The sequence below is a fragment of the Nitrospirota bacterium genome (genome assembly GCA_016207905.1).
Classification (GTDB): domain Bacteria; phylum Nitrospirota; class Thermodesulfovibrionia; order Thermodesulfovibrionales; family JdFR-86; genus JACQZC01.
Genome location: JACQZC010000036.1, coordinates 23,130 through 43,284 on the forward strand (window position 1 = coordinate 23,130; position 20,155 = coordinate 43,284).

At 42.6% G+C, this 20,155-nt stretch carries 20 protein-coding genes; 7 read left to right on the plus strand and 13 right to left on the minus strand.

Annotated elements, in window-relative coordinates; genetic code table 11:
• The first annotated feature begins 5 nt into the window (after positions 1–5).
• From HY805_04195 to HY805_04210, 4 genes are read left to right on the plus strand one after another with little or no spacing between them, the layout of a single operon-like run.
• On the plus strand, positions 6–1,784 hold the full coding sequence (locus HY805_04195; protein ID MBI4823417.1) for an adenylate/guanylate cyclase domain-containing protein: 1,779 nt from the start codon (positions 6–8) through the stop codon (positions 1,782–1,784).
• A 23-nt stretch (positions 1,785–1,807) separates the two neighbouring features.
• Complete coding sequence (locus HY805_04200) at positions 1,808–2,641, plus strand: hypothetical protein (GenBank protein ID MBI4823418.1); 834 nt, start codon at positions 1,808–1,810, stop codon at positions 2,639–2,641.
• Between the two features lie 23 nt (positions 2,642–2,664).
• Entirely contained in the window at positions 2,665–3,504 is an 840-nt protein-coding gene (locus HY805_04205; GenBank protein MBI4823419.1) for a 1,4-dihydroxy-6-naphthoate synthase, read from the plus strand.
• Between the two features lie 27 nt (positions 3,505–3,531).
• Positions 3,532–4,140, plus strand: a complete 609-nt coding sequence (locus HY805_04210) for a SurA N-terminal domain-containing protein (GenBank protein MBI4823420.1) — start codon at positions 3,532–3,534, stop codon at positions 4,138–4,140.
• On the opposite strand, the gene HY805_04215 is transcribed toward HY805_04210, so the two are convergent.
• Positions 4,130–4,759, minus strand: coding sequence for a DeoR family transcriptional regulator (locus tag HY805_04215; protein ID MBI4823421.1), 630 nt, complete (start codon positions 4,757–4,759; stop codon positions 4,130–4,132). The two genes, HY805_04210 and HY805_04215, sit on opposite strands and share 11 nt — an antisense overlap.
• A gap of 110 nt (positions 4,760–4,869) precedes the next feature.
• Between HY805_04215 and fsa the strand changes: the two genes are divergently transcribed.
• From fsa to HY805_04230, 3 genes are read left to right on the plus strand one after another with little or no spacing between them, the layout of a single operon-like run.
• Entirely contained in the window at positions 4,870–5,517 is a 648-nt protein-coding gene (gene fsa / locus HY805_04220) for a fructose-6-phosphate aldolase (GenBank protein MBI4823422.1), read from the plus strand.
• Positions 5,518–5,733: a cation transporter gene (locus HY805_04225; protein MBI4823423.1), complete on the plus strand. Its 216-nt coding sequence runs from the start codon at positions 5,518–5,520 to the stop codon at positions 5,731–5,733.
• An 11-nt stretch (positions 5,734–5,744) separates the two neighbouring features.
• The gene (locus HY805_04230) at positions 5,745–6,188 is read left to right on the plus strand and encodes a tetratricopeptide repeat protein (GenBank protein ID MBI4823424.1); all 444 of its coding nucleotides are present in this window, start codon (positions 5,745–5,747) and stop codon (positions 6,186–6,188) included.
• 6 nt (positions 6,189–6,194) lie between these two features.
• Here HY805_04230 and HY805_04235 read toward each other — a convergent pair whose 3' ends face one another.
• The 12 genes from HY805_04235 to HY805_04290 all read right to left on the minus strand — a co-directional run bounded on the left by HY805_04235 (position 6,195) and on the right by HY805_04290 (position 19,808).
• Positions 6,195–6,539, minus strand: a complete 345-nt coding sequence (locus HY805_04235; GenBank protein MBI4823425.1) for a winged helix-turn-helix transcriptional regulator — start codon at positions 6,537–6,539, stop codon at positions 6,195–6,197.
• A gap of 52 nt (positions 6,540–6,591) precedes the next feature.
• Positions 6,592–8,460 (minus strand): DUF4445 domain-containing protein, encoded by a 1,869-nt coding sequence (locus HY805_04240; GenBank protein MBI4823426.1) that lies wholly within the window; start codon positions 8,458–8,460, stop codon positions 6,592–6,594.
• Positions 8,461–8,521: 61 nt separating this feature from the next.
• Positions 8,522–9,064: a macro domain-containing protein gene (locus HY805_04245; GenBank protein MBI4823427.1), complete on the minus strand. Its 543-nt coding sequence runs from the start codon at positions 9,062–9,064 to the stop codon at positions 8,522–8,524.
• Positions 9,065–9,551: 487 nt separating this feature from the next.
• On the minus strand, positions 9,552–10,994 hold the full coding sequence (locus tag HY805_04250) for an RtcB family protein (protein MBI4823428.1): 1,443 nt from the start codon (positions 10,992–10,994) through the stop codon (positions 9,552–9,554).
• An 11-nt stretch (positions 10,995–11,005) separates the two neighbouring features.
• Positions 11,006–11,434, minus strand: a complete 429-nt coding sequence (locus tag HY805_04255) for an archease (protein ID MBI4823429.1) — start codon at positions 11,432–11,434, stop codon at positions 11,006–11,008.
• A 46-nt stretch (positions 11,435–11,480) separates the two neighbouring features.
• Complete coding sequence (locus HY805_04260) at positions 11,481–11,834, minus strand: response regulator (protein ID MBI4823430.1); 354 nt, start codon at positions 11,832–11,834, stop codon at positions 11,481–11,483.
• A gap of 53 nt (positions 11,835–11,887) precedes the next feature.
• Positions 11,888–13,279: a sigma-54-dependent Fis family transcriptional regulator gene (locus tag HY805_04265; GenBank protein ID MBI4823431.1), complete on the minus strand. Its 1,392-nt coding sequence runs from the start codon at positions 13,277–13,279 to the stop codon at positions 11,888–11,890.
• The gene (locus HY805_04270; protein ID MBI4823432.1) at positions 13,272–14,657 is read right to left on the minus strand and encodes a HAMP domain-containing protein; all 1,386 of its coding nucleotides are present in this window, start codon (positions 14,655–14,657) and stop codon (positions 13,272–13,274) included. Before HY805_04270 ends, HY805_04265 begins: the two co-directional genes overlap by 8 nt.
• 98 nt (positions 14,658–14,755) lie before the next feature.
• A complete protein-coding gene (ccsA, locus tag HY805_04275; protein MBI4823433.1) occupies positions 14,756–16,273 on the minus strand; it encodes a cytochrome c biogenesis protein CcsA in 1,518 nt (505 codons plus the stop codon).
• Positions 16,273–17,823: a cytochrome c biogenesis protein ResB gene (locus tag HY805_04280; GenBank protein ID MBI4823434.1), complete on the minus strand. Its 1,551-nt coding sequence runs from the start codon at positions 17,821–17,823 to the stop codon at positions 16,273–16,275. Before HY805_04280 ends, ccsA begins: the two co-directional genes overlap by 1 nt.
• Positions 17,824–18,399: 576 nt before the next feature.
• Positions 18,400–19,185 (minus strand): tetratricopeptide repeat protein, encoded by a 786-nt coding sequence (locus HY805_04285; GenBank protein ID MBI4823435.1) that lies wholly within the window; start codon positions 19,183–19,185, stop codon positions 18,400–18,402.
• Positions 19,176–19,808 (minus strand): hypothetical protein, encoded by a 633-nt coding sequence (locus tag HY805_04290; GenBank protein MBI4823436.1) that lies wholly within the window; start codon positions 19,806–19,808, stop codon positions 19,176–19,178. The genes HY805_04285 and HY805_04290 overlap by 10 nt, the downstream gene beginning before the upstream one ends.
• Positions 19,809–20,155: the final 347 nt, after the last annotated feature.

The following is a 20,155-nucleotide window of genomic DNA, read 5'->3' on the forward strand; positions in this document are numbered from 1 at the left end:
CTTTAATGGGCAAACGAAAACCATATAGCTACATGATTGCAGTAGGAGTAGCAGTCCTTCTCCTCATAAGTTATAACTTATGGGAAGGCATCGAGCTAAAGGCATATGATTTCAGGCTTAGGACACTGGAATCCTTAAGCCTGAGTAAGGACACATACACAGGCAATGTGGTTATAGTTGGCATGGAGGAGGACTCCATGATTAAGGAAAAGCCTCTAATCTTCTGGTATCCTGACATCGGCTTATTCCTCGAGAGGATGAAAGACTATGGCGCCTCTGTCATAGGGATTGACCTCATAGCAGTGCATTCGCTTGGCGAAAAGATAAATTCCGCTTTTGAATCGGTAACCGACGAATCCGACAAACAGCACATAGGCTTTCTCAAAGATTTAGGCGAAAGACTCGATAACTCCCTTCTTAGGAATATCCTTTCAGCCTCAGAGAAGCTCTGCATCATACAGGCAGTGGCAGAGGGAACCGTGCCATACTATTTCCCCTCCATGGCATTCATGAAAAATGTCCATCCTGCCTCTGTTAGACTCACCCCGGATATAGACCATATCATAAGAAGGCAGAGGTTTCCCGAGGAAAACAAGACAGGTCATTTTGCCTATGCCATATACAACGCCATTGGAGGGAAAAAAGACCCAAGCGAGATAATGCTTAATTATTCCCTGAGAAAAAGCATCCCATATTATTCTTTTAAGGATGTTATGGAAGGCAAACTGACGAGGACCCTGTTTTCAGGGAAAACGGTTGTTCTTGGATACATGACCCGATACGAGGATGTTCATTCCACGCCCATTAAAGAGCGGATTTCAGGGACAATGCTGCATGCACTGACAGTCGAGACGATGCTAAGCGGCACATCCCCGAGGAATGTCCCTTTTGGTATCGATGCAGTCATACTCGTTGTCTTAACAGCAATGGGTTTAGCACTATCCTTGAGACTGAGACCTTTTTCAGCCATACTGGGAACACTCATCCTTATGGCAGGGTTTTTTTTGATAAACCTGAGTCTTTTTTATGCAGGCTATAGACTAACTCTTCTGCCTCATATCCTTTCTCCGCTCCTTGTGCTTACATTTATTTACCCATATAGATATATCGTAGAAGAAAGAAGCAGAAAAAAAATATATAAAACCTTCAGCTACTACATAGACAGAAAGGTCATAGATTCCCTCATAGAGAAAGACCCATCGGCACTTCTTAAGGGAGAATACAAGGACATCGCAATACTTTTCATTGACATCAGGGATTTCACCTCCATGTCCCAACAGCAGAAAGCCGAAAATATCGTAAGCCTTCTGAATGTATATTTTGGTAAAATAACCGATATAATCCAGAGACACAGTGGCTTTGTAAATAAGCTGATTGGAGACGGCATGATGGCTTTCTTTGGGACCGAGGAGCCTGTGGCTAATGCCCTCAGGGCATCAGTAGAAATCCTGAAGGAGACCGAGAGGATGAATAACAATGGGCTTACGGCATCCCATATCGGCAACTGGACACTCAACATCGGCATAGGCATTCATTACGGAAGGGTTGTTATGGGTAATATCGGCTCCGAAAAGAAAATGGACTTTACGATAATAGGCGACCCTGTAAACATAGCATCTCGAATAGAGGGGCTTACGAAACAGCTCCAAAGAAAACTGCTCCTGAGTGGCTTTGCATATGAGATGGTTAAAGAAGAATTTAGTTTCAAATACCTCGGAGACTTTACTGTTAAGGGCAGCCAAGAGCCCCTAAGCATATATACGATAGAAGAAATGGGTCATTGACCCAATAAGAGGAGGTTTTAGAAATGAAAAGGATTACTCTAATAGTCGTTTTCCTTCTTATGCCGCTCGTTGCCCATGGCAATGAGAAATTCGGCATGGTCTTTGATATCCAGGGCACTGTGGAGGTAAAGACCTCTGATGGAAGACTCATAAAATTAAGGAAAGACAGGCATGTCCTTTACCCAATAAAAGATGGAGACAGGATTAATGTCATGGCAGGCGGAAGGGTCGTAATAGTGTCCATTAAGGGAAAACAAGGCTATGAAATCCTATCCAACTCATCAGTAGAAATCACCGAAGGCAGGATAAGGACAATCAAAGGGACTGTAAATATAAAAGAAGGCTTTCATGCACCCGAGGAAGGTGCTGGCGGACAAATAGGAGCGGTTGTCTTAAGAAGTTCAATCAAAGAGCCCTGCATAAGGACAGTGTCACCTGTAAATACTTCGATTCTCGACCTGACCCCTGAGCTCGTATGGAGGCTCGACTGTAAGGGTATTAAGAAGGTCTCTGTTAGAATCCTTACTGGGAAAGATGTAATATTCAGCAGAGACACCGAGGTGAATTCCATGAAAGTCCCAGAAGGTATTCTCAAATACGGAGAGACCTACAGGTGGCTTGTGGATGGAGGACCTGTCGGCATATTTGGCGGAACATTCTTAATTCCCGAAGAACAGGAAGTCAAAAACATCAATGAGAAAATAGCCTCCCTAAAGGCAGGCAAAGACCTCTCGGAAAGGCTCTCTTATGTGTTTTACCTTCTCGGCAACGGGCTGAATGAGCATGCAAAATCCGAGATTGAACTTCTCGAAAGGGAGTTTCCTGAAAACGAATATATAAGGGAGCTGAAGAAATAAGATTTGATTGGGAGATACTATCTATGAGGGAACTAAAGATTGCATACTCTCCCTGTCCTAACGATACATTCATATTCTATGGGCTCGTTCATGGACTGATAAAAACAAAAGGGCTCTCTTTTTCCGAGACGCTAATCGATATAGATGCCCTTAACAAGAAGGCATTAAAGGAGGAGTTCGATGTTATAAAGGTCTCATACCACGCATTTGCCTTACTCAGGGACAAATACTGTCTTATACGCTCAGGAGGGGCAATGGGTAGAGGATGTGGCCCACTCGTCGTTGCGAGACATAAATGCTCTATGAAGGATTTACAAGGCAAAAGGATTGCCATACCCGGAAGACTTACAACTGCATACCTTCTCCTTGAGCTTTATGACCCTCGGTTCAAAGGCAATGTATTGGTCATGAGGTTTAACGAGATTATGCCTGAAGTTGAAAGCGGTGAGGTAGATGCAGGGCTTATTATTCACGAGGGAAGATTTACATACAGGCAGTATGGCTTAAAATGCGTCAAAGACCTCGGTACATGGTGGGAGAAAAAAACCGCTCAGGCTTTGCCTCTCGGAGCAATTGCAGTTAGAAGGTCACTCGGTAAAGACCTTATAGGTAAAATACAGTCCCTTATACGGGAAAGCGTTCTTTACTCGCTAAGACATCCCTCGGAGCCAATGAGGTATATAAAAAGGCATTCAGAGGAGCTAAGCGACTCGGTCATTAAGAGGCATATCAGCCTTTATGTAAATGACTACTCGATAGATATAGGAGAGGAAGGCATAAAGGCAGTCAGGGAGATGTTCAGGTTAGCAGGTGAGGCAGGGCTAATAAAAGGGTCACAGGAATTGTCCTTCGATGTGTTATAATAAAAAATTACATCTGAAGGAGACGAAATGAAAAGACTTTTATTTTTAGTGGTTGCGTTTGTGTTTGTGATATCCTGCTCTAAGGGCATGACAGAAAAGTCCACTCAAAAAGGAGGAGATTACCTTGCAAAGGTAAATGACTCTGTTATAACGGATGAGACCCTGAAGAGGGAGATGAATGCCCTGCCGCCTGAGGTCAGAGACTTGTTTCTTCAAGAGGCAGGCATAGAGGGCCTTATAGAGGAACTCATTAAGAAAGAGCTTCTCTATCAGGAGGCAAAGAAAAAAGGGTATGAGAGGTCAGGCGAATTAAAAGACAAGATAGAGAATTTCAAAAAGCTCATGATGATCGAGCTACTGCTTAACGATATGGTCGATAAAAAAGTAACTGTCTCTGAAAATGATGTCAGGGGCTATTACGAAAAGAACAAGGCTGATTTCGTCATGACAACTGGAAAGAAGAAAGAGCCTGTTTCCTTTGACATGGTAAAGGAGATTTTAAGGCAGAGGCTAACTGCCGAAAAACAGAAAAAGGCATTCGAGTCATATTTAAGTTCATTGGAAAATGCATATACGATTCAACGCAACAAGGAGCGGATTTCTAATTTAGTCAACATGCCAAAGCCTAAACCTTAGGGATGATATAGATGCATGAGGAGGCTCCATCGTGCTGGCAGAGTTCCAAAGAGACTTTTTTATGAATGAGCCCCCTATAAAGTTCAAGCTCGTGTTTGCAGGGGTCTTTGAATTCCCTGACTATTCCGGATAAAGGGCAGTGGGATTTCTTTAATCTGAACTCCTTTTCCGTTTCCTCGACCTCTACCATATAGCCTTCCTGATTAAGCATCTCTGCCAATGCAAAGACCCTTGCTCGGAGATTCTTTCTGTCTGGAAGATCCCTTTCTTTTTCCCTTAGGAGCTTTTCCTTCCGCATTTTGAATAACTCATCTACCCCTGTTTTTCCACCCCTGATTCTCAGAAACTTAAGAATATCCGTCAGAAGCTTGTCGTATGAATGGGGCAGGATTTCGGATGCCTTCTCAGTCAGGGTGTATAGGAATTTAGGTCTTCCCCGCCCATGCTTTTTAATTGTATATTTTATAATCCCTTTTCTTTCAAGGGTATTGAGATGCTGTCTGACGCCCATGGATGTCATCTCCATGTGCCTACTTAAGTCATCCACGCTTGCAAAGCCAGCCCTCTTGATTGCCATTATCAGCTTGAGCTTAGTAGAGGTCTCAGTAGGTAAAAACATATGAGAAGGTATCATAATGCGAAGAATTTGTAAAGAAAGTTCTTTAGGAAAGATTCTTTAAGAAATGATAAAATAACCAATAACCTTGAGTATTCATAAAAGGAGGTCTTATGAAGATTTTTATTGACACTGCAAACTTAGATGAGATTAGAAAGGCAAATGACTTAGGAGTCATTGACGGTGTAACGACAAACCCATCGCTTATCTCGAAGGAAGGGAGAGAGCCGATAGAGCTTTTAAGGGAAATCTGCGGGATTGTCGATGGGCCTATAAGTGCCGAGGCAATAAGCATGAAGGCAGATGAGATGACAAAAGAGGCAGAGACTCTTTCTAACATACATAAAAACATAGTAGTAAAAATCCCAATGACAGAGGAAGGCTTAAGGGCAGTTAAAAGGCTTTCAGCCAAGGGGATAAAGACGAATGTAACACTTGTGTTTTCCCCAAGCCAGGCACTCCTTGCCGCAAAGGCAGGTGCAACATATGTAAGCCCGTTTGTCGGAAGGCTCGACGATATAAGCTCTGTTGGAATGGACCTCGTAGCAGACATACTTCAGATATACGAAAATTATGCCTTTGGCACAGAGATCATAGTGGCAAGCATAAGAAACCCGCTTCATGTTGTCGATGCCGCAAAGATAGGAGCACATGTTGCCACAATACCTTATTCCGTCATACTTCATTTGACCAAACATCCACTTACCGACATAGGCATAGAAAGGTTCCTTAAGGACTGGGAAAAGGTTCCAAAGAAATAAATGCACCAGGAAAAGATTACTGCCAAGATAAAAGGCTTAAATTGCCCGGGATGTGCAGAAGACCTGAGGTCAGTGCTCATGGGCTATGATGGGGTCTTGAGGGTTGAAGTTTTCTACGCCGACGATGTCCTCAGCATAGAATACGACTCCGATAAGATTAAAGACAGGCAGATTCTCTCTGCCATAAACGCAATGGGCATTAAGACAAAGCCCTAAGAGGGGATGAGATGTCTCAGAGACCTGCTGATTTGCTCTTTGAGAAAGGCTTAAAAACCCTTAAGGAAGGCAATGTGCCCTCTGCACTCAGTTTTTTTGAAAAATCAGTGAGCCTCGATGAGAATCCCATAAATTCTTCTTATCTTGCCTACTGTATTGCGAGGGAAAGAGGTCAGTTTAAAAAGGCAATCTCCATGTGTAATGAGGCAATAAAAAAAGAGCCTGAAAACTCGGTCATTTACCTTAATCTGGCCAGGGTCTATCTGCTTTCAGACAAAAGAGCAGATGCAATAGAGGCACTGAGAAAGGGGATGAGCTGTGAAAAGAATCAGGAGATTCTAAATGAGCTAAACAGCTTAGGAATAAGAAAACCGCCTATTTTCAGGTTCCTAAACAGAGCAAATCCTGTTAACAAATATCTTGGAGTCGTCTTGAAAAGACTGGGGCTGAGATAAAGGACACTACCGCCTTTTTCTTTTGCCCGGGTATTCTCCCTTTTTTGTCAGAGGACAGCATGCAGGACGAGGAAGGGGCTTTCTATAATCCTTCTCGATTACCTTAAGCAGCTCAGGCACAGAAGGCTCTACAAGGAAATAGCACCTGAGCCTTCCATCCATGTAGTAATCTATGATACCGTGGGTTCTGAGAAGCGTAAGGTGCTGTGATATGTTTGGCTGGGATATGTCTAAAAACTCCTCAAAATCGCTTACGCACTTAACGCCTTTCTTTAGCTCCTCAAGGATTTTAAGCCTTACAGGATGTGCAATCACCCTGAGTGTCTCTGCCCACTGCCTGAATTGCCTCATGTATGCCACCTTTTATACTTGATAGTATTATTATATAAAAATCCTTAAAGGATTATTGGTTAGTAAGCCTTCTTACTGTTGGGAACTGGTTTATATCGGTATGTGGAAGGAAAAGCGAAGCCATGTATTCATCCATGAACCCTCTTGACACGGAAAGCTCCATATAGGTCATTTTCCTTGCTATGTCTTCTGCCTCTTTTCTCATGTCTCCTGAAAGAAGGCACAGGTAGGCGCCTGCAATGGATGTATTTCCTAAGAATGAGAATCTCTCCCTTTCGATGTCAGGTAGCATACCAATGATAATAGCTTTCTCTATATTCAGATAATTTCCAAACCCGCCTGCTATATAGACCTTCTGGATGTCATTGATAGTAAGGTTTACTTCCTTAAGTAAAAGCGAAAGTCCTGCATATATTGCGGCTTTTGCTCTCAGGATGTTTTCGATGTCTGCATGTGTAAGGGTAATCTCTCTGATGGGGTCTTTATAAATGACAAACTCAAGCCCTTCTTCTGTGTGCCTGATTCTTTCGGCAAGGCTCGTATCCAGTTTCAGCCCTCCTTTTTGGTCTATTATGCCTTTCAGGAACATCTCTGATATTGCATCAATCATACCTGAGCCGCAGATGCCTATTGGCACAACATTGCCTATAACGGCTATTTGTGGCTCATAGGTTTCTGGATTTATGGTTACTGCCTCTATTGCACCTTCTGTTGCCCGCATGCCACACTTTATCCCACTTCCCTCAAAGCAAGGTCCTGCCGAGCATGCGGCTGTAAGAAGCCATTCATTATTGCCAACTGCTATCTCTCCATTCGTTCCAATATCCATAAAAAGCGAAATTTCTGGGTTTCTGTGCATCTTTGAGGCTAAAACGCCTGAGACGATGTCTCCGCCAACATAGCTTGCAGGTGCCGGCATCGTATAAACCGGAGCCTGTGGATTAATCTTAAGTCTTGCAGTGCCTGCCTGCCACATGGGAAAGAAATTCAAAGACGGAATATAAGGCTCCTCCCTTATGTATTTAGGGTCAAGCCCCCAGAAAAGATGAGACATTGTAGTGTTGCCTGATATGACTACTGAGTCGATCTCCTGCCTGTTTATGCCATGCCTTTCAACTATTGCATCGAGAAGGTCATTAATATCCTCTAAAACCAGTTCTCTCAACTCCTCGATGCCTCCTCCTTCTACTGCATAGATTATCCTCGTGATGACATCATCCCCATGTCTTATCTGGGAGTTATAAGTAAAGCCAACATCTATAAGTCTTCCGTCAGTGAGATTAATAAGGTAAAGGACTACGGTTGTCGTTCCTATGTCAACTGAAATCCCGTATCTGTCTTTGGACTCGGTGGATGATATAAATATAGCCTCTGAAGCCTCGGAATACGATAGGATTATGTCCCAGCCCGAATCCCGAAGCGTCTTTGAAAGGGATGAGGAAAAGGCGTGTGAGAACCTCATATCCTTTAAGCCCTTTTCCTCGAGTGCCCTCTTTAATCTCTCGAGGTCGCTTATATTGTCCTCTATAGTAGGTTGTGGAAGATCCAGCTCTATTGTCTTTGCGATTGGGCTTACCTCTGTCTTTAGGGATTTAAGAAGCTCAAAAAGGTCTCTTGAGCGGGCTATGGCTATTTTTTCTCCGACAACGAGTCTCGATTCCTCCGGGATTTCCAAAAGCACATCGCTAAGTGGGAATGTCTGACATGCAAGTGTAAGCGACTTCTTTTTTTCAGCCTGTGTAAGCTTTCCATATGATGCTATATCAGCCTTGCCATCGATGAGCTTGACCCTGCATTTGCCGCATGTGCCTTTGCCTCCACATGAAGATACAAGATATATCTCATGCCTTTTAAGGGCATTCAGTATGCTTTCTCCTTTTGACAAAGGAAGGCTTTTGCCTGTTGTCAGTCTGATGTTCATAAGGATTTAATTTTAACACACTTTAAGGAAGGGGGGCAGGCATTTTAGCCTCTTACTGATTTCAAGGTAGCCTCTCAAACTCTCTTTTGAAATGTCCTGAAGTGGCATCGTCAAAAACGCAGAACTCAACAACATCCAGACTGCTATTGGGGTTTTCCTTTAAATACTTATATGACTCGGTAACTAATATCCCTGCACATCTGTCCTTTGGGAAGCCAAAGATTCCCGAGCTTATTGCAGGCATTGAGATGCTCTTAAGACCTTTCTCCGATGCAAGAGAAAGTGTGCTTATGACAGCAGATTTTAGTTTATTGTCCTCGTCTCCTTCGCCCATTCTTGGGCCAACTGCATGTATGACATATCTTGCTTTTAGTTTTCCTCCTGTTGTAATAACTGCAGTGCCAACTGGTGTAAAGCCAATTTTATCGCTTTCTGCCTGTATGATGTCTCCACCTTTTCTAACGATTGCTCCTGCAACTCCACCTCCATGCTGTAGTGAGCTGTTTGCGGCATTTACGATTGCATCTACATCCCTTTCTGTTATATCTGCCTGAATAAGTCTCAAGGTCTTTGTGCCGACCTTATGCTCTGAAATAGTCTTCATGATTTGCCTCTAATAATTCTTAGTTAACATATATTATAGCACTCTACACCTTTTGTTTCATGGTCGGATGTCTTTTCTCCCTTTCCCTTCCTAAGTTTAGTTTATAGGGTAGGGGGGGTGTCTCATAACCCCTTGATTTTTAACGATTCACAAGTTGATTAAGTTGATATTTATCAACCTTACCCCTTTTTCCAGACTCACCTATTCTACAAACCATAGTTAATATGATAACCTATTAAATCCCTTTTGTCAAGAAAAAAATGAACTATGGTTTTCTTTTCCCCTCTCCCCTTGCGGGAGAGGGCGAGGGTGAGGGGTGATTGGACTTTTCTGTTCACCCTCCCCCAACCCCTCCCGTCAAGGGAGGGGATTTTTAGAGAGGTCATTCTGAATCATGCCCTGAACTTGTTTCATGGGTACAATTACCTTAATATGGACACGTGAAGGCATATATAAAAAGGCAAAGAGGCGACGATAGTAAATAAACCTATCCCTTCACAACTCCCATTGGTCTTAATCTCGCAACCTTCCTTGAGATTCCTGCCTTATGGACGACATCTACTACATTGGATACATCCTTATATGCCTCGGACATCTCCTCTGCCAAGGTCTCTCTTCCTGAGGACCTAACGAAAATCCCTCTATCTTCAAGCTCTCTTCTTATAGACCTTCCCTTTGCCTGTCTGATTGCCTGATGCCTTGACATGACCCTTCCTGCGCCATGGCATGTAGAGCCAAAGGTAAGGTGCATTGCTTTTTCTTCACCAGCAAGAACATACGAACACCGACCCATATCACCGGGTATAATGACAGGCTGTCCTGTCTTTTTATAGACAGGAGGCAGTTCAGGATGCCCCGGGGGGAATGCCCTTGTTGCGCCCTTTCTATGGATAATGAGTTTCATCTTTTTTCCTTCTACAGTATGCTCCTCTATTTTTGCAATGTTATGTGCAACATCATAAACCAAAGACATGCCCAGTTCCAGTGGAGACATATTTAGGCTTGTTAGCAGTGCCTGTTTTGTCCAGTGCATGATGCACTGTCTGTTTGCCCATGCATAGTTAGCAGCCGCCCTCATAGAAGAGAGATACTCCTCAGCCTCAGGAGATTCATATGGTGCGCATGCAAGCTCTTTATCAGGAAGCTCTATGCGATATTTTAAGACAGCCCTTTCCATTACCTCGAGAAAATCTGTGCAGACCTGATGCCCAAACCCTCTTGAGCCTGTATGAATCATGACTGTAAACTGGTCTTTGAATAAGCCAAATATACCTGCAGTCTCGTTATCGTATATCTCATCCACATACTGTAGCTCTAAGAAATGATTACCCGAGCCCAGAGTGCCTTGTTGAGCCCTTCCCCGCTCGTATGCCTTCTGGCTTATAAGAGATGGCTCTGCGCCCTCTATAAATCCACCTGATTCTGTTTTTTCTAAGTCAGAGGCATCTCCATAGCCCTGCTCCACAGCCCATTTGGCGCCATAAAGGAGAAGTCTTCTTTCCTCATCAGAACTCAGACGGATTCTGCCTTTTGAGCCGACCCCTGCTGGTATCTCGTTATAAAGGACATCAACGATGTCCTTTACCTTCGGTTCGATCTCCCACTTTCTCAAGTTGCTTCTTAGTAGCCTCACTCCACAGTTTATGTCATAGCCCACTCCTCCTGGAGAGATGATGCCTTCTTTGAGGTCAAATGCAGCAACCCCTCCAATGGCAAACCCATATCCTGTGTGTATATCAGGCATTGCCATAGATGCCATTACTATTCCTGGAAGGGTCGCTACATTTGCCACCTGTGCTATGGACTGTGCCTCCAAGTCTTTCTCTAAAACACTATCTACATAGATTATCCCTTTTACCCTCATGCCCTCTTTGTAAGCCAAAGGAACCTCTAATCTTATGTCATCGAGCCTTCTAAGACCCTCTACCATTTGCACCTCCCTCATATATCGAATATGACATCTACCTGATAGAGACCGCCTTTATCTTCTAAAACAAGGTCATGATATGTTGCGGCTTTTACGAGAAGCCTTTTTTCGTGTCTCAGAGGGTCAAAGTCCTCTCCTTCTACAACTGCATCTATCTTACTTTGGGTAAGCTCATTTATGACAATTCTTTTTCCTATAAAATAATATGTATCGAAATAAAATATAAGCTCATTAAGCCATGCTACGAGAAGTCCTTCGTGACTATAACTTGCAACCGTAACCTTTATGTGTTTTTTGACATCTACTTTATCTATATCGGTTATAAGGCTGTACATCCCCTCTGCGGCTGAGACGAAAACCTCTTTAAGGTCAGAGCCCTTTGCCCTGATTCCAACATCTCCTGAGATATCTAAGACCTCAAACCCCATAGGAAAGCCTAACATGCATAAAGAGGTAGGTCAATAAGGAATAATATTTTTGTGGGCAGGCTTAAGAAACGCCTACGAGCTTAAGTATGTTTTCCAGCTCTGTGAGTTTGAATGGCTTTTTAAGGGTAAAAATTCCCCTTTCATTAAAGTCCCTAATCATCTCATCAGTTATAAAAGCCGAACAAACAACAACCTTCATATTAGTGGGCAATTCACGCACTTTTTTTATAAGGGATGTGCCATTTCCCCCAGGCATCCTCAGGTCGGTAAACAGGAGGTCAACGCCCTTATTGGCAATGATTTTCAAAGCCTCATCAATGCTTGACACTGTCTGAACCCCATAACCAAGCCTTTTCAGAGCCCTTTCTAAGAACCACCTTACGAGCTGTTCATCGTCTACAACTAAAACCTGCATATAACCCCTTATAGCACCTTGTAGTAACTTTGTAAATATATGCAAAAATCGTGCTAAGTATCACCCTTTTCAGGAAGGAAACCAAATTTCTGCATCCTATATCTTAAGGTATCCCTTGTAAGGTTCAAGAGTCTTGCAGCTTTTGTCTGATTGCCCCTCGTTGAATCCAGTGCCTGTCTTATAAGTTCTTTTTCGACCTCTTCTATGTCTATGCCTCTCGGTGGAATACGGATATTAATGGTTTTTGCGGTTTGTATTGCCTGTGTCTTATAGGTAAGCTCTACTGGCAGGTGGTCGGGAAGGATATAGTCTTCTGACTCTAATATCATTACCCTTTCTATGACATTTTTAAGCTCCCTGACATTCCCAGGCCATGAATACTCAAGAAAGCACTTCTCTGTCTCTTTCGAAAGGCCCTTGAAGTTTTTCTTAAATTCCCTATTAAGCTCATGGATAAAGTATTTAGCCAGAATCAATATATCTTCTTTTCTTTCCCTGAGAGGTGGCATAACGAGGGGGATAACCTTTAGCCTGTAGTAGAGGTCTTCTCTGAAGTTTCCCTTTCTAACATCCTCGGCAATGTCCTTGTTCGTTGCGGCTATAATCCTTATGTCAACCTCTATATCCTTTGTGCCTCCGATGTGCTTGAAGACCTTGCTTTCTATCACCTTAAGGAGTTTTGCCTGTGTATTTGGCTTCATATCGCCTATCTCGTCGAGATATATGGTTCCTCCATCTGCAAGCTCGAAGAGTCCCTGCTTCATTGTCTTTGCATCTGTGAATGCACCTTTTTCGTGTCCAAAAAGCTCTGACTCTATAAGGGTCTCTGGCAATGCAGTGCAGTTTATCTCCATAAATGGCTTGTCAGCCCTTTTACTCTGATAGTGGATGACTTTTGCGGTGAGGTCCTTCCCTGTACCAGATTCTCCCTGAAGAAGAATTGTCGTTGCATCAGATTTTGCTATCTTTGTTATCATCTCGAAAACCCTTTTTATTTCCTCGGACTTTCCGACTATGCTGTCAATGCCGTATCTTGCCGAAAGATGAGACCGAAACTGAAAGACCTCTTTTCTCAGGGAGACCGTCTCGAGGGCTTTCTGAACTAAAATCTTCAGTTTATCCATATTAAAGGGTTTCTCCAGAAAGTCGTATGCCCCCAGTTTTATCGTCTTAACAGCAGTCTGTATGTCCCCGAATGCAGTAATCATTACAACGAGGGCATCTCCTCTTATCTCCTTTATGCCTTCAAGGACAGTTATACCGGAGACATCTGGAAGGTGGATGTCGAGGAATGTAATATCAGGCATCTCTTCCCTGAAGGCTGCAAGCCCCTCGAGCCCTTTCTCGGCAGTGAATACAGTGTAGCCTTCTTTTGTGAAGTTTTGCTCTAAAGACCACCTTAAAAGTTTCTCGTCGTCAATAACGAGTATTTTTGCCTCAGACATCTTTAACACCCAGAGGGAGTATAACACGGAAATTAGAGCCACCCCCGACCCTGCTTTCAAGCTCTATTCTTCCACCATGTTTTTCGACGATATTCTTGCTTATAGCCAGACCCAATCCTGTGCCCATATGCCTTGTAGTAAAAAATGGCTTAAAGACATTCTTTATATTTTCCTCTGTGATGCCATGCCCTGTGTCAGAGATAGATATCTCTGCCTCTTTAGTTTCCTCCCTAAGGTAAGTCGCAATAGTTATAGAGCCTTCTTCTAACATCGAATGTAGGGCATTGAGCATGATATTTAAGAATACCTGTTGCATCTGTTCGGGGTCAATATAGACCTCTTTTATATCTTGCATTACGACAGTATTGATATCGACATTCTGTTTTTTTGCCTGTGCACCGAGGAGCCTCACTGCCCGCTCGATTACAGGCATGATATGGGTTTTTATGCGGTAGGGCTCAGGAGGCTTTGCGAAATTAAGGAGGTCCCTTACTGCCTTATCCAGCCGCTCTATCTCGGTCAGCACCTCGTTTATTATAGTCTTTCGAGGGTCCTCCTCGGAGAAATCCTCTGCAAATACCTGAATAGCTCCGCTTATCCCTGCAAGTGGGTTTTTTATCTCATGGGCAATGGCAGATGCAAGCTCTCCTATGGTTGCCATTTTTTCCACCCTCTGCATCGACTCTATGTGGCATTTATCTGCATCCTGTCTTACACGGCTCATCTCGTCGAGCATAAAATTCAGGCTTCCGGCAAGTCTTCCTACCTCGTCTTTTCTCTCCTCAACAAATCGGGTGCTGATGTCTCCTCCTTCAATCCGTTTTATAGAGCTTATTATATTTTCGATAGGCCTCGTTACAAAAAATGCCGTGATTAACGAAAGGCAAACAGGAATAATAACGAGCACTCCTAAAAATGTAAGGATAATCGTTTCTAAGTTCCTGCTTTTACTTTTCTCAATGATAAATTCCACATCCAAAATGCCCATCATCTCCTTATCAATGCCATGACACCTCTTGCATGGCATTTCATTGAATATGGGCACCTTCATGCTGTATATAAGCCTGCCTGCTTGCTCATAAGAGTTTAGCTCCGGCTGGGAAATGCCTACTTTCTCGGCAGAAAGCTGAACATCTATCTCTGAGGGCTGAGTTGAGCATGCGATAGTGCCATCTGCCTTAAAAAGCCTGACTGCATTTATCTCCGGAACACTAAATGTCCTGAAGAAACCCTTGAACTCCGTGCCTTTGCCCTCAAGCATCATGCTTATCAGAGCATTTTTCACAATCCTTGTTATAAGGGATACCTTTTCGGTGTTTTCCGCAGATATTCTTTCATTTTCGGAGTCGAGGGTCTTATATGCCAGCACGCATGCCATAGCTATCAGAATGGTAGTTACCGTTAGAATATATTTACTTTTAATGCTCAGACTTTTCTCCTATCCCCTGCTTCAGTGGGCGCATGCCATTTCGCTTTTTATTCTATTGCTCCATATGCATGAAGCCCGCTAAGAAGCATATTTACTCCAAGGTAAGTGAATATTACTATTGCAAACCCTAAGACTGCCACAACGGATATCTTATGTCCCCTCCAGCCCCTCAAAAGTCTTGCATGGAGGAAAAATGTATAAACGAGCCATGTTATAAGCGACCATGTCTCTTTTGGATCCCAGCTCCAGTAAACTCCCCATGCCTGGTCAGCCCATATAGCACCAAAGATGAGCCCACCTAAGGTAAATATAGGAAACCCAATGGTTATGCTTTTATATGTAATCTCATCTAAAGTCTCGGATGAAATATTGAAGCCTGAGATTATTTTTTTTAAGACCTCTCCGTATCTCCAGACTGCATATAAGAGTGCAACTGCCATTGCATAGCTAACCACCGAAATGGCTGGAGAATGGCTGAGGAATGTTGCCTTGAGCACACTGCTTTCACCCTTAGAGATAGCCGAACCCATTACCTTGAATTTAAGGAAATCCAGTCCCATTGCCGAAAGTATGGCTATGAAGAGCCCTGAGGTCAATGTCCAGAAAAGGTAATATCCCTTATCGAGGATTAAATACTTAATGAGAACAAGGCACACAAAAAACATCAAGCCAACAACTCCCATTGCAGTGCCTTTGAATGCACCTGCCTCTATCTGAGTGCCAAGCTGTTTCATCATAGCGGCTTCCTCAGCCTTTATGAGCTGAAACTTAACGAGCTGGATAAATATGAATATAGCTGATATGCTGACTAATGACAGTCCAATGGTGGTTAATATACTCTTAAATATACTGCCACTGTCTTTCTTTAGAAATATCCTTCTTGTAATATCTATATTCAATTTTATGTCCACTGCCAAGACAAAACCGAAACTAATTATCCAGAGAAGCACTGTCTCGGGGCTTTGTGTAGTTATGCCAAAGAGAAGGGCAAAAATGACAAGTATAGCCCAGAAAGCAGTCTTTTTCTCCTGCCTTTCTGTGTTGACCGAAAGAAACATAAGAGCTGTTACGAATGAAAGGGCAAAGCAGGCATAAGATATAAAGCTCATGAGCACATGAACTAAAAGCCAGTTAGACTTAAGAGCTGGCACGAGAGGGCTTATCTCCTTTGACATTCCTGATAGGTTGATAAATGCTAAGGCAAGCCCTGCAACAGGCGTTACGAATGCTCCAAATGAGCGGTTTTTGTATTTAAACTCCACTATAAGATACCCAAGAATCAGGCACCATACAAAAAATATGAGGGACTCATAAAGATTGGTAAGAGGTGCGGACCTCAGAATGTCCTCGAACAAGCCCTCTTTCTGCCCAAGCCTTGCATTAAGGTCATAGAACTCTGCCCAGCGTGAAATCAGGGCTATGCTCTGGGAGATGAAGCCTGCTATGGTGACTGAAGTGGCGGCACGGCCTACATTCTGGTTTTTGAAGGCTATATAAGTTATATAGGTCATCATTGCAACGATATAAGCCACAGTTGAAAATCCAAAGAAAAACGAGCTATCCATTATTTACCCCCTTCCCGCAAAACAGACTCTATTTTATCAATCCTTCTTTCGAGTGATGGACGATTTTTATTGACAGATGCGGCAATATCAGCCTTTGTATTGCCTTTTTCCTGAGTGAGCCTTAGCCAGAGCTTTCTATGACTCATAAAGAAAGCTACATAAAGGCCTATGCTCATTATAATACAGCCTAAGTAAACCATCCAGACACCAGGGTCTTGCCTGACCTGTAGCCCTGTATACTGAGCACCCCAGATGTCAATAAGCTCGATTGCATGACCTCCTTTAATGAGCCATGTATCTGGACGCCTTTTAAAGGACCACTGCATATATGTATCTTTGCCATCTTTGATTTTTAAAAGAGCCGCTGGGTTTTGCATCATCTCCGCATATGTAAATGCCCTTCCAGTTGCATCCATACTGAGGGCAGGGCTAAAGTCCATAACCTCTACCTCTATGTTAGTGTTAGGAATGGAAAACTTATCTGCTTGATGTAGACTAAGGGTCTCTGATAAGCCTGCGGCTGATGTAACCTTGAACTTAAATTGCATATTAAGTAGGTTATCCATTGCACCATAACTTGACTGATAGAAACTGACACCTTTGTATTTAAGCGGGTCATTTACGGTTATCCATTTCTTTACTACTTCCTTCCCTCCATCGATGATGGTGAGAAGGCTTTTAAACTCCTTGGGCATATCCGAGTTGCCATAAAACTCCACATCGAAGTCCTCACATCTTACGGCAAAATCGAGGGGCATTATGCCAACCCTCTTCATCCTCGTCCTTAGATGTTCCTCTGAAACTCTTAGTTTTTGTGAAGCCTGGGATATGCTTCCATTGGATGCCTCCATTGCGGTAAGTATGGTGTTTCTCTCCTTTATCTCTATTTCACTAAGAGAAGTCCTTACATAGGCAACCGCACTGTCAGTGCCCTCAGGAAGGTTCAGTCCGCCCTTAAAGCCAAAGTATACTCCGATAACTGCACCAATAAATATCAGGAGTACGCTTAAGTGGGTTATATAGACTCCAAGCCTGCTGAACTTACCTTTCTCTGTATAAATCTGATAGCCATGAGCCTCTTTTGACTCTGAGAAATTAAATCCGGCTGACTTAAAAGCCTTCACTACCTTATCCTTAGCCTTTTCAAGATTACCCTTGATTGTAAGAGCCCGTCTTATTTGTGCGCTTTTGAAATGTTCCTCCTCAAGCGGTCTCTGAGGCTCTCTAACAGTCTTCCAGATTCTTGGAAACCTATCGAGAGAACATATGAGGATATTTGCCGAGAAAAGCCCAAGCAGTGCTACAAACCACCATGAGTGATACATGTCCATAAAGCCGAGAGTCTCAAAAACCCTATAAAGGGTCGGTGCAAGGAATTTGCCAAAGAGCTTCTCTATGACCAGTATGTTTTTCTCAAAAGGTGCCTGCTGCTCGATAATTGTTCCAACAATGGATGTCAGTGCAATGAGAGCAAACAGGACAACTGCCAGTTTAACGGATGCAAGAAAATCCCATATGCGGTCTAAAACCGTTTTTGACTTTTTTTCCACTTTTCCTCCAATGAACTTATTATTATAATACTTTTCATAGCATAATATACAAGCCTGCGCATTGTTAGAATATTTACCACTGTCCCGCCAAAATGATAATGTCCTATTGAGAGGCTATAATTTTCCTTATAGGACATTTCTAAATTGACTTGAAAATGCAGCAAAAATCTCTGAATAAGTTCAGATACATGTGAGACTGAAATGTTGTATAAAAAGTTATTTTATTTTTTATTTTCCCACCCACCCGCCCAATTTTTAAGGTATGGGGGCTTTGCCCCCATGCCCCCGGAAAAGAATCTTCTTTACAGAATAGGGGATAAGGGGACTTTGTCCCCTTATAAAAAATAATTCCCCTCCCTTGATGGGAGGGGATAAAGGGGAGGGTGGAATTGTCAGTGAGAAAAACAATTAACTTGTCTCATATGTGTTGAACCCATACAAGGTCTTGATAGGAAGGAGGTGGCGAATTAATATAATGCAACTGTCCCGATGCTTCGGGATTCCTACTTCAATGAAGGGAAGGGACAACATACCCTCAGGATTAAGGTCATTCTGGCTTGTTCAGTATCTTTATTTTTATTTAGAGAGTGCTTCCTCATATCTGCCGAGTGTAGAGAGCGTAGTTCCTTTGTTATCCCATATATCTGCATTATTCGGGGTTAGCTGTAAAGTGATCAGAAATTGTTCTATCGCCTTATCATATAAACCTTTAGCAACATAAGCAAAACCAAGATTGTTATGCCCTATTGCTTTGTAAGGGCTTTTCCTTACCACATCTTCCCATAAACTTATTGAGCTTTTCCACACAGTATTTCGTGCATATGTAACAGATGAAAGTGCAAGGGAAATAAGAATTAAAAATGCTCCTATGACTTTCTGCGTCTTCTTATTCTTAAGCCTTCCTATAAATAGAAATGCCCCTGTCACTATGGCAGTAAACACTCCTATTGACGGCAGATAAACCCTGTATTCGTTTATCACCATTGGTATCGGTATGATAGATGACTCAACAGAAAGGGTTATGAAGAACCAGAGGATTCCAAAGGAGATAAACCTTAATATTGGAGAAAACTTAGACCTTATAAGAAAATAAAAAGCAGAGCCAAAAACAAAGATTAGAAAAAGAAAAGACAAAAATACCTGTGGATTTAAAAATGAATTGAATACAGGGTAGTCATAATCTATATTCTGGTTTACAGGCAAAAACAAAAGCCTTAAGTATGTTACGACCACTCTGAATTGGGTTAAAAGATATGTTTTCTTTGCGGTATCCTCATAACCACCTACTATAGTAGTTATATCTCCTATTATCTCTCCAACAGGCTTATCAATGCCTATAAGAGTAAGAGGGATTATAAGCATTGTAAGAAGGCTAAGATAGCTGAAAGAATGCTGGCAAGGTAGAGTAGTAGAGGTATCACCCTCCCCCTAACCCCCTCCCCTCGAGGGAGGGGGAAAGCAAGCCTCCATTTTATATAAAGAACAATTGAAAGAAGATAGAAAAATGCACAAAGAGAGGCAAGCCTCTGAAATATATATGTAACTGCCTCTGTTTGAATGGGATGTGAGACAAAGAGAAGGGCGGAGAAAAGGGCAATGAGATTGCTTCGGGACTCTGTCCCTCGCAATGACAGATAAGGCGTCCTGAAAGTCAATACAACAAGAAAATACACAAGCAAGGCATTAAGGATATGAATTGTAAGGTTTACAATATGATAGCCCCTGACATCAGTGCCGTGAAGTTTATAGTTTAGTGCGAATGTGAGATAACCAATATATCTGCTTTTAAAGGCACCATAATATTCAAATCCCTTTGCCTTTGATGGCTCAAGGAAATATGAAAGGTCTTTTACAATAGGATTTTGTGCTATAAGAAAGTCTTCATCCCACTGAAAAGGCGAATTGAATGTATTTGAGTATGAAAGAATGCCTAAGAGGGCTATGAGGATAAGATGAACTGTAGGCTTGTTGGAGATAGATTTCACACATTTATTTTAACACATAAAGATTGAGCGGGGGATGGCAGGCAATGAAAACCATAGTTCATTTTTCCCTTGACAAATAGGGTTTAATGTGTTATTATCTAACTATAGTTTATAGGGGGTTGGGTATGAAAAGAGAGGAAGTAAGGATGGTGATTTGGTTCAATAGTGAAGCAAAATTGAAGCAGGAATCATTTAAAATCAAGGGGTTATGAGGCACCCCCCCTACCCTATAAACTAAAGCAAAAACATTAGACCCTGAATCGAGTTCAGGGTGACGGTTAGGGTTCAGGGTGACAGGATTGAAGGAGGTAGAATGAAAAGAGGACAAGGCACACATGAGGCAAAGA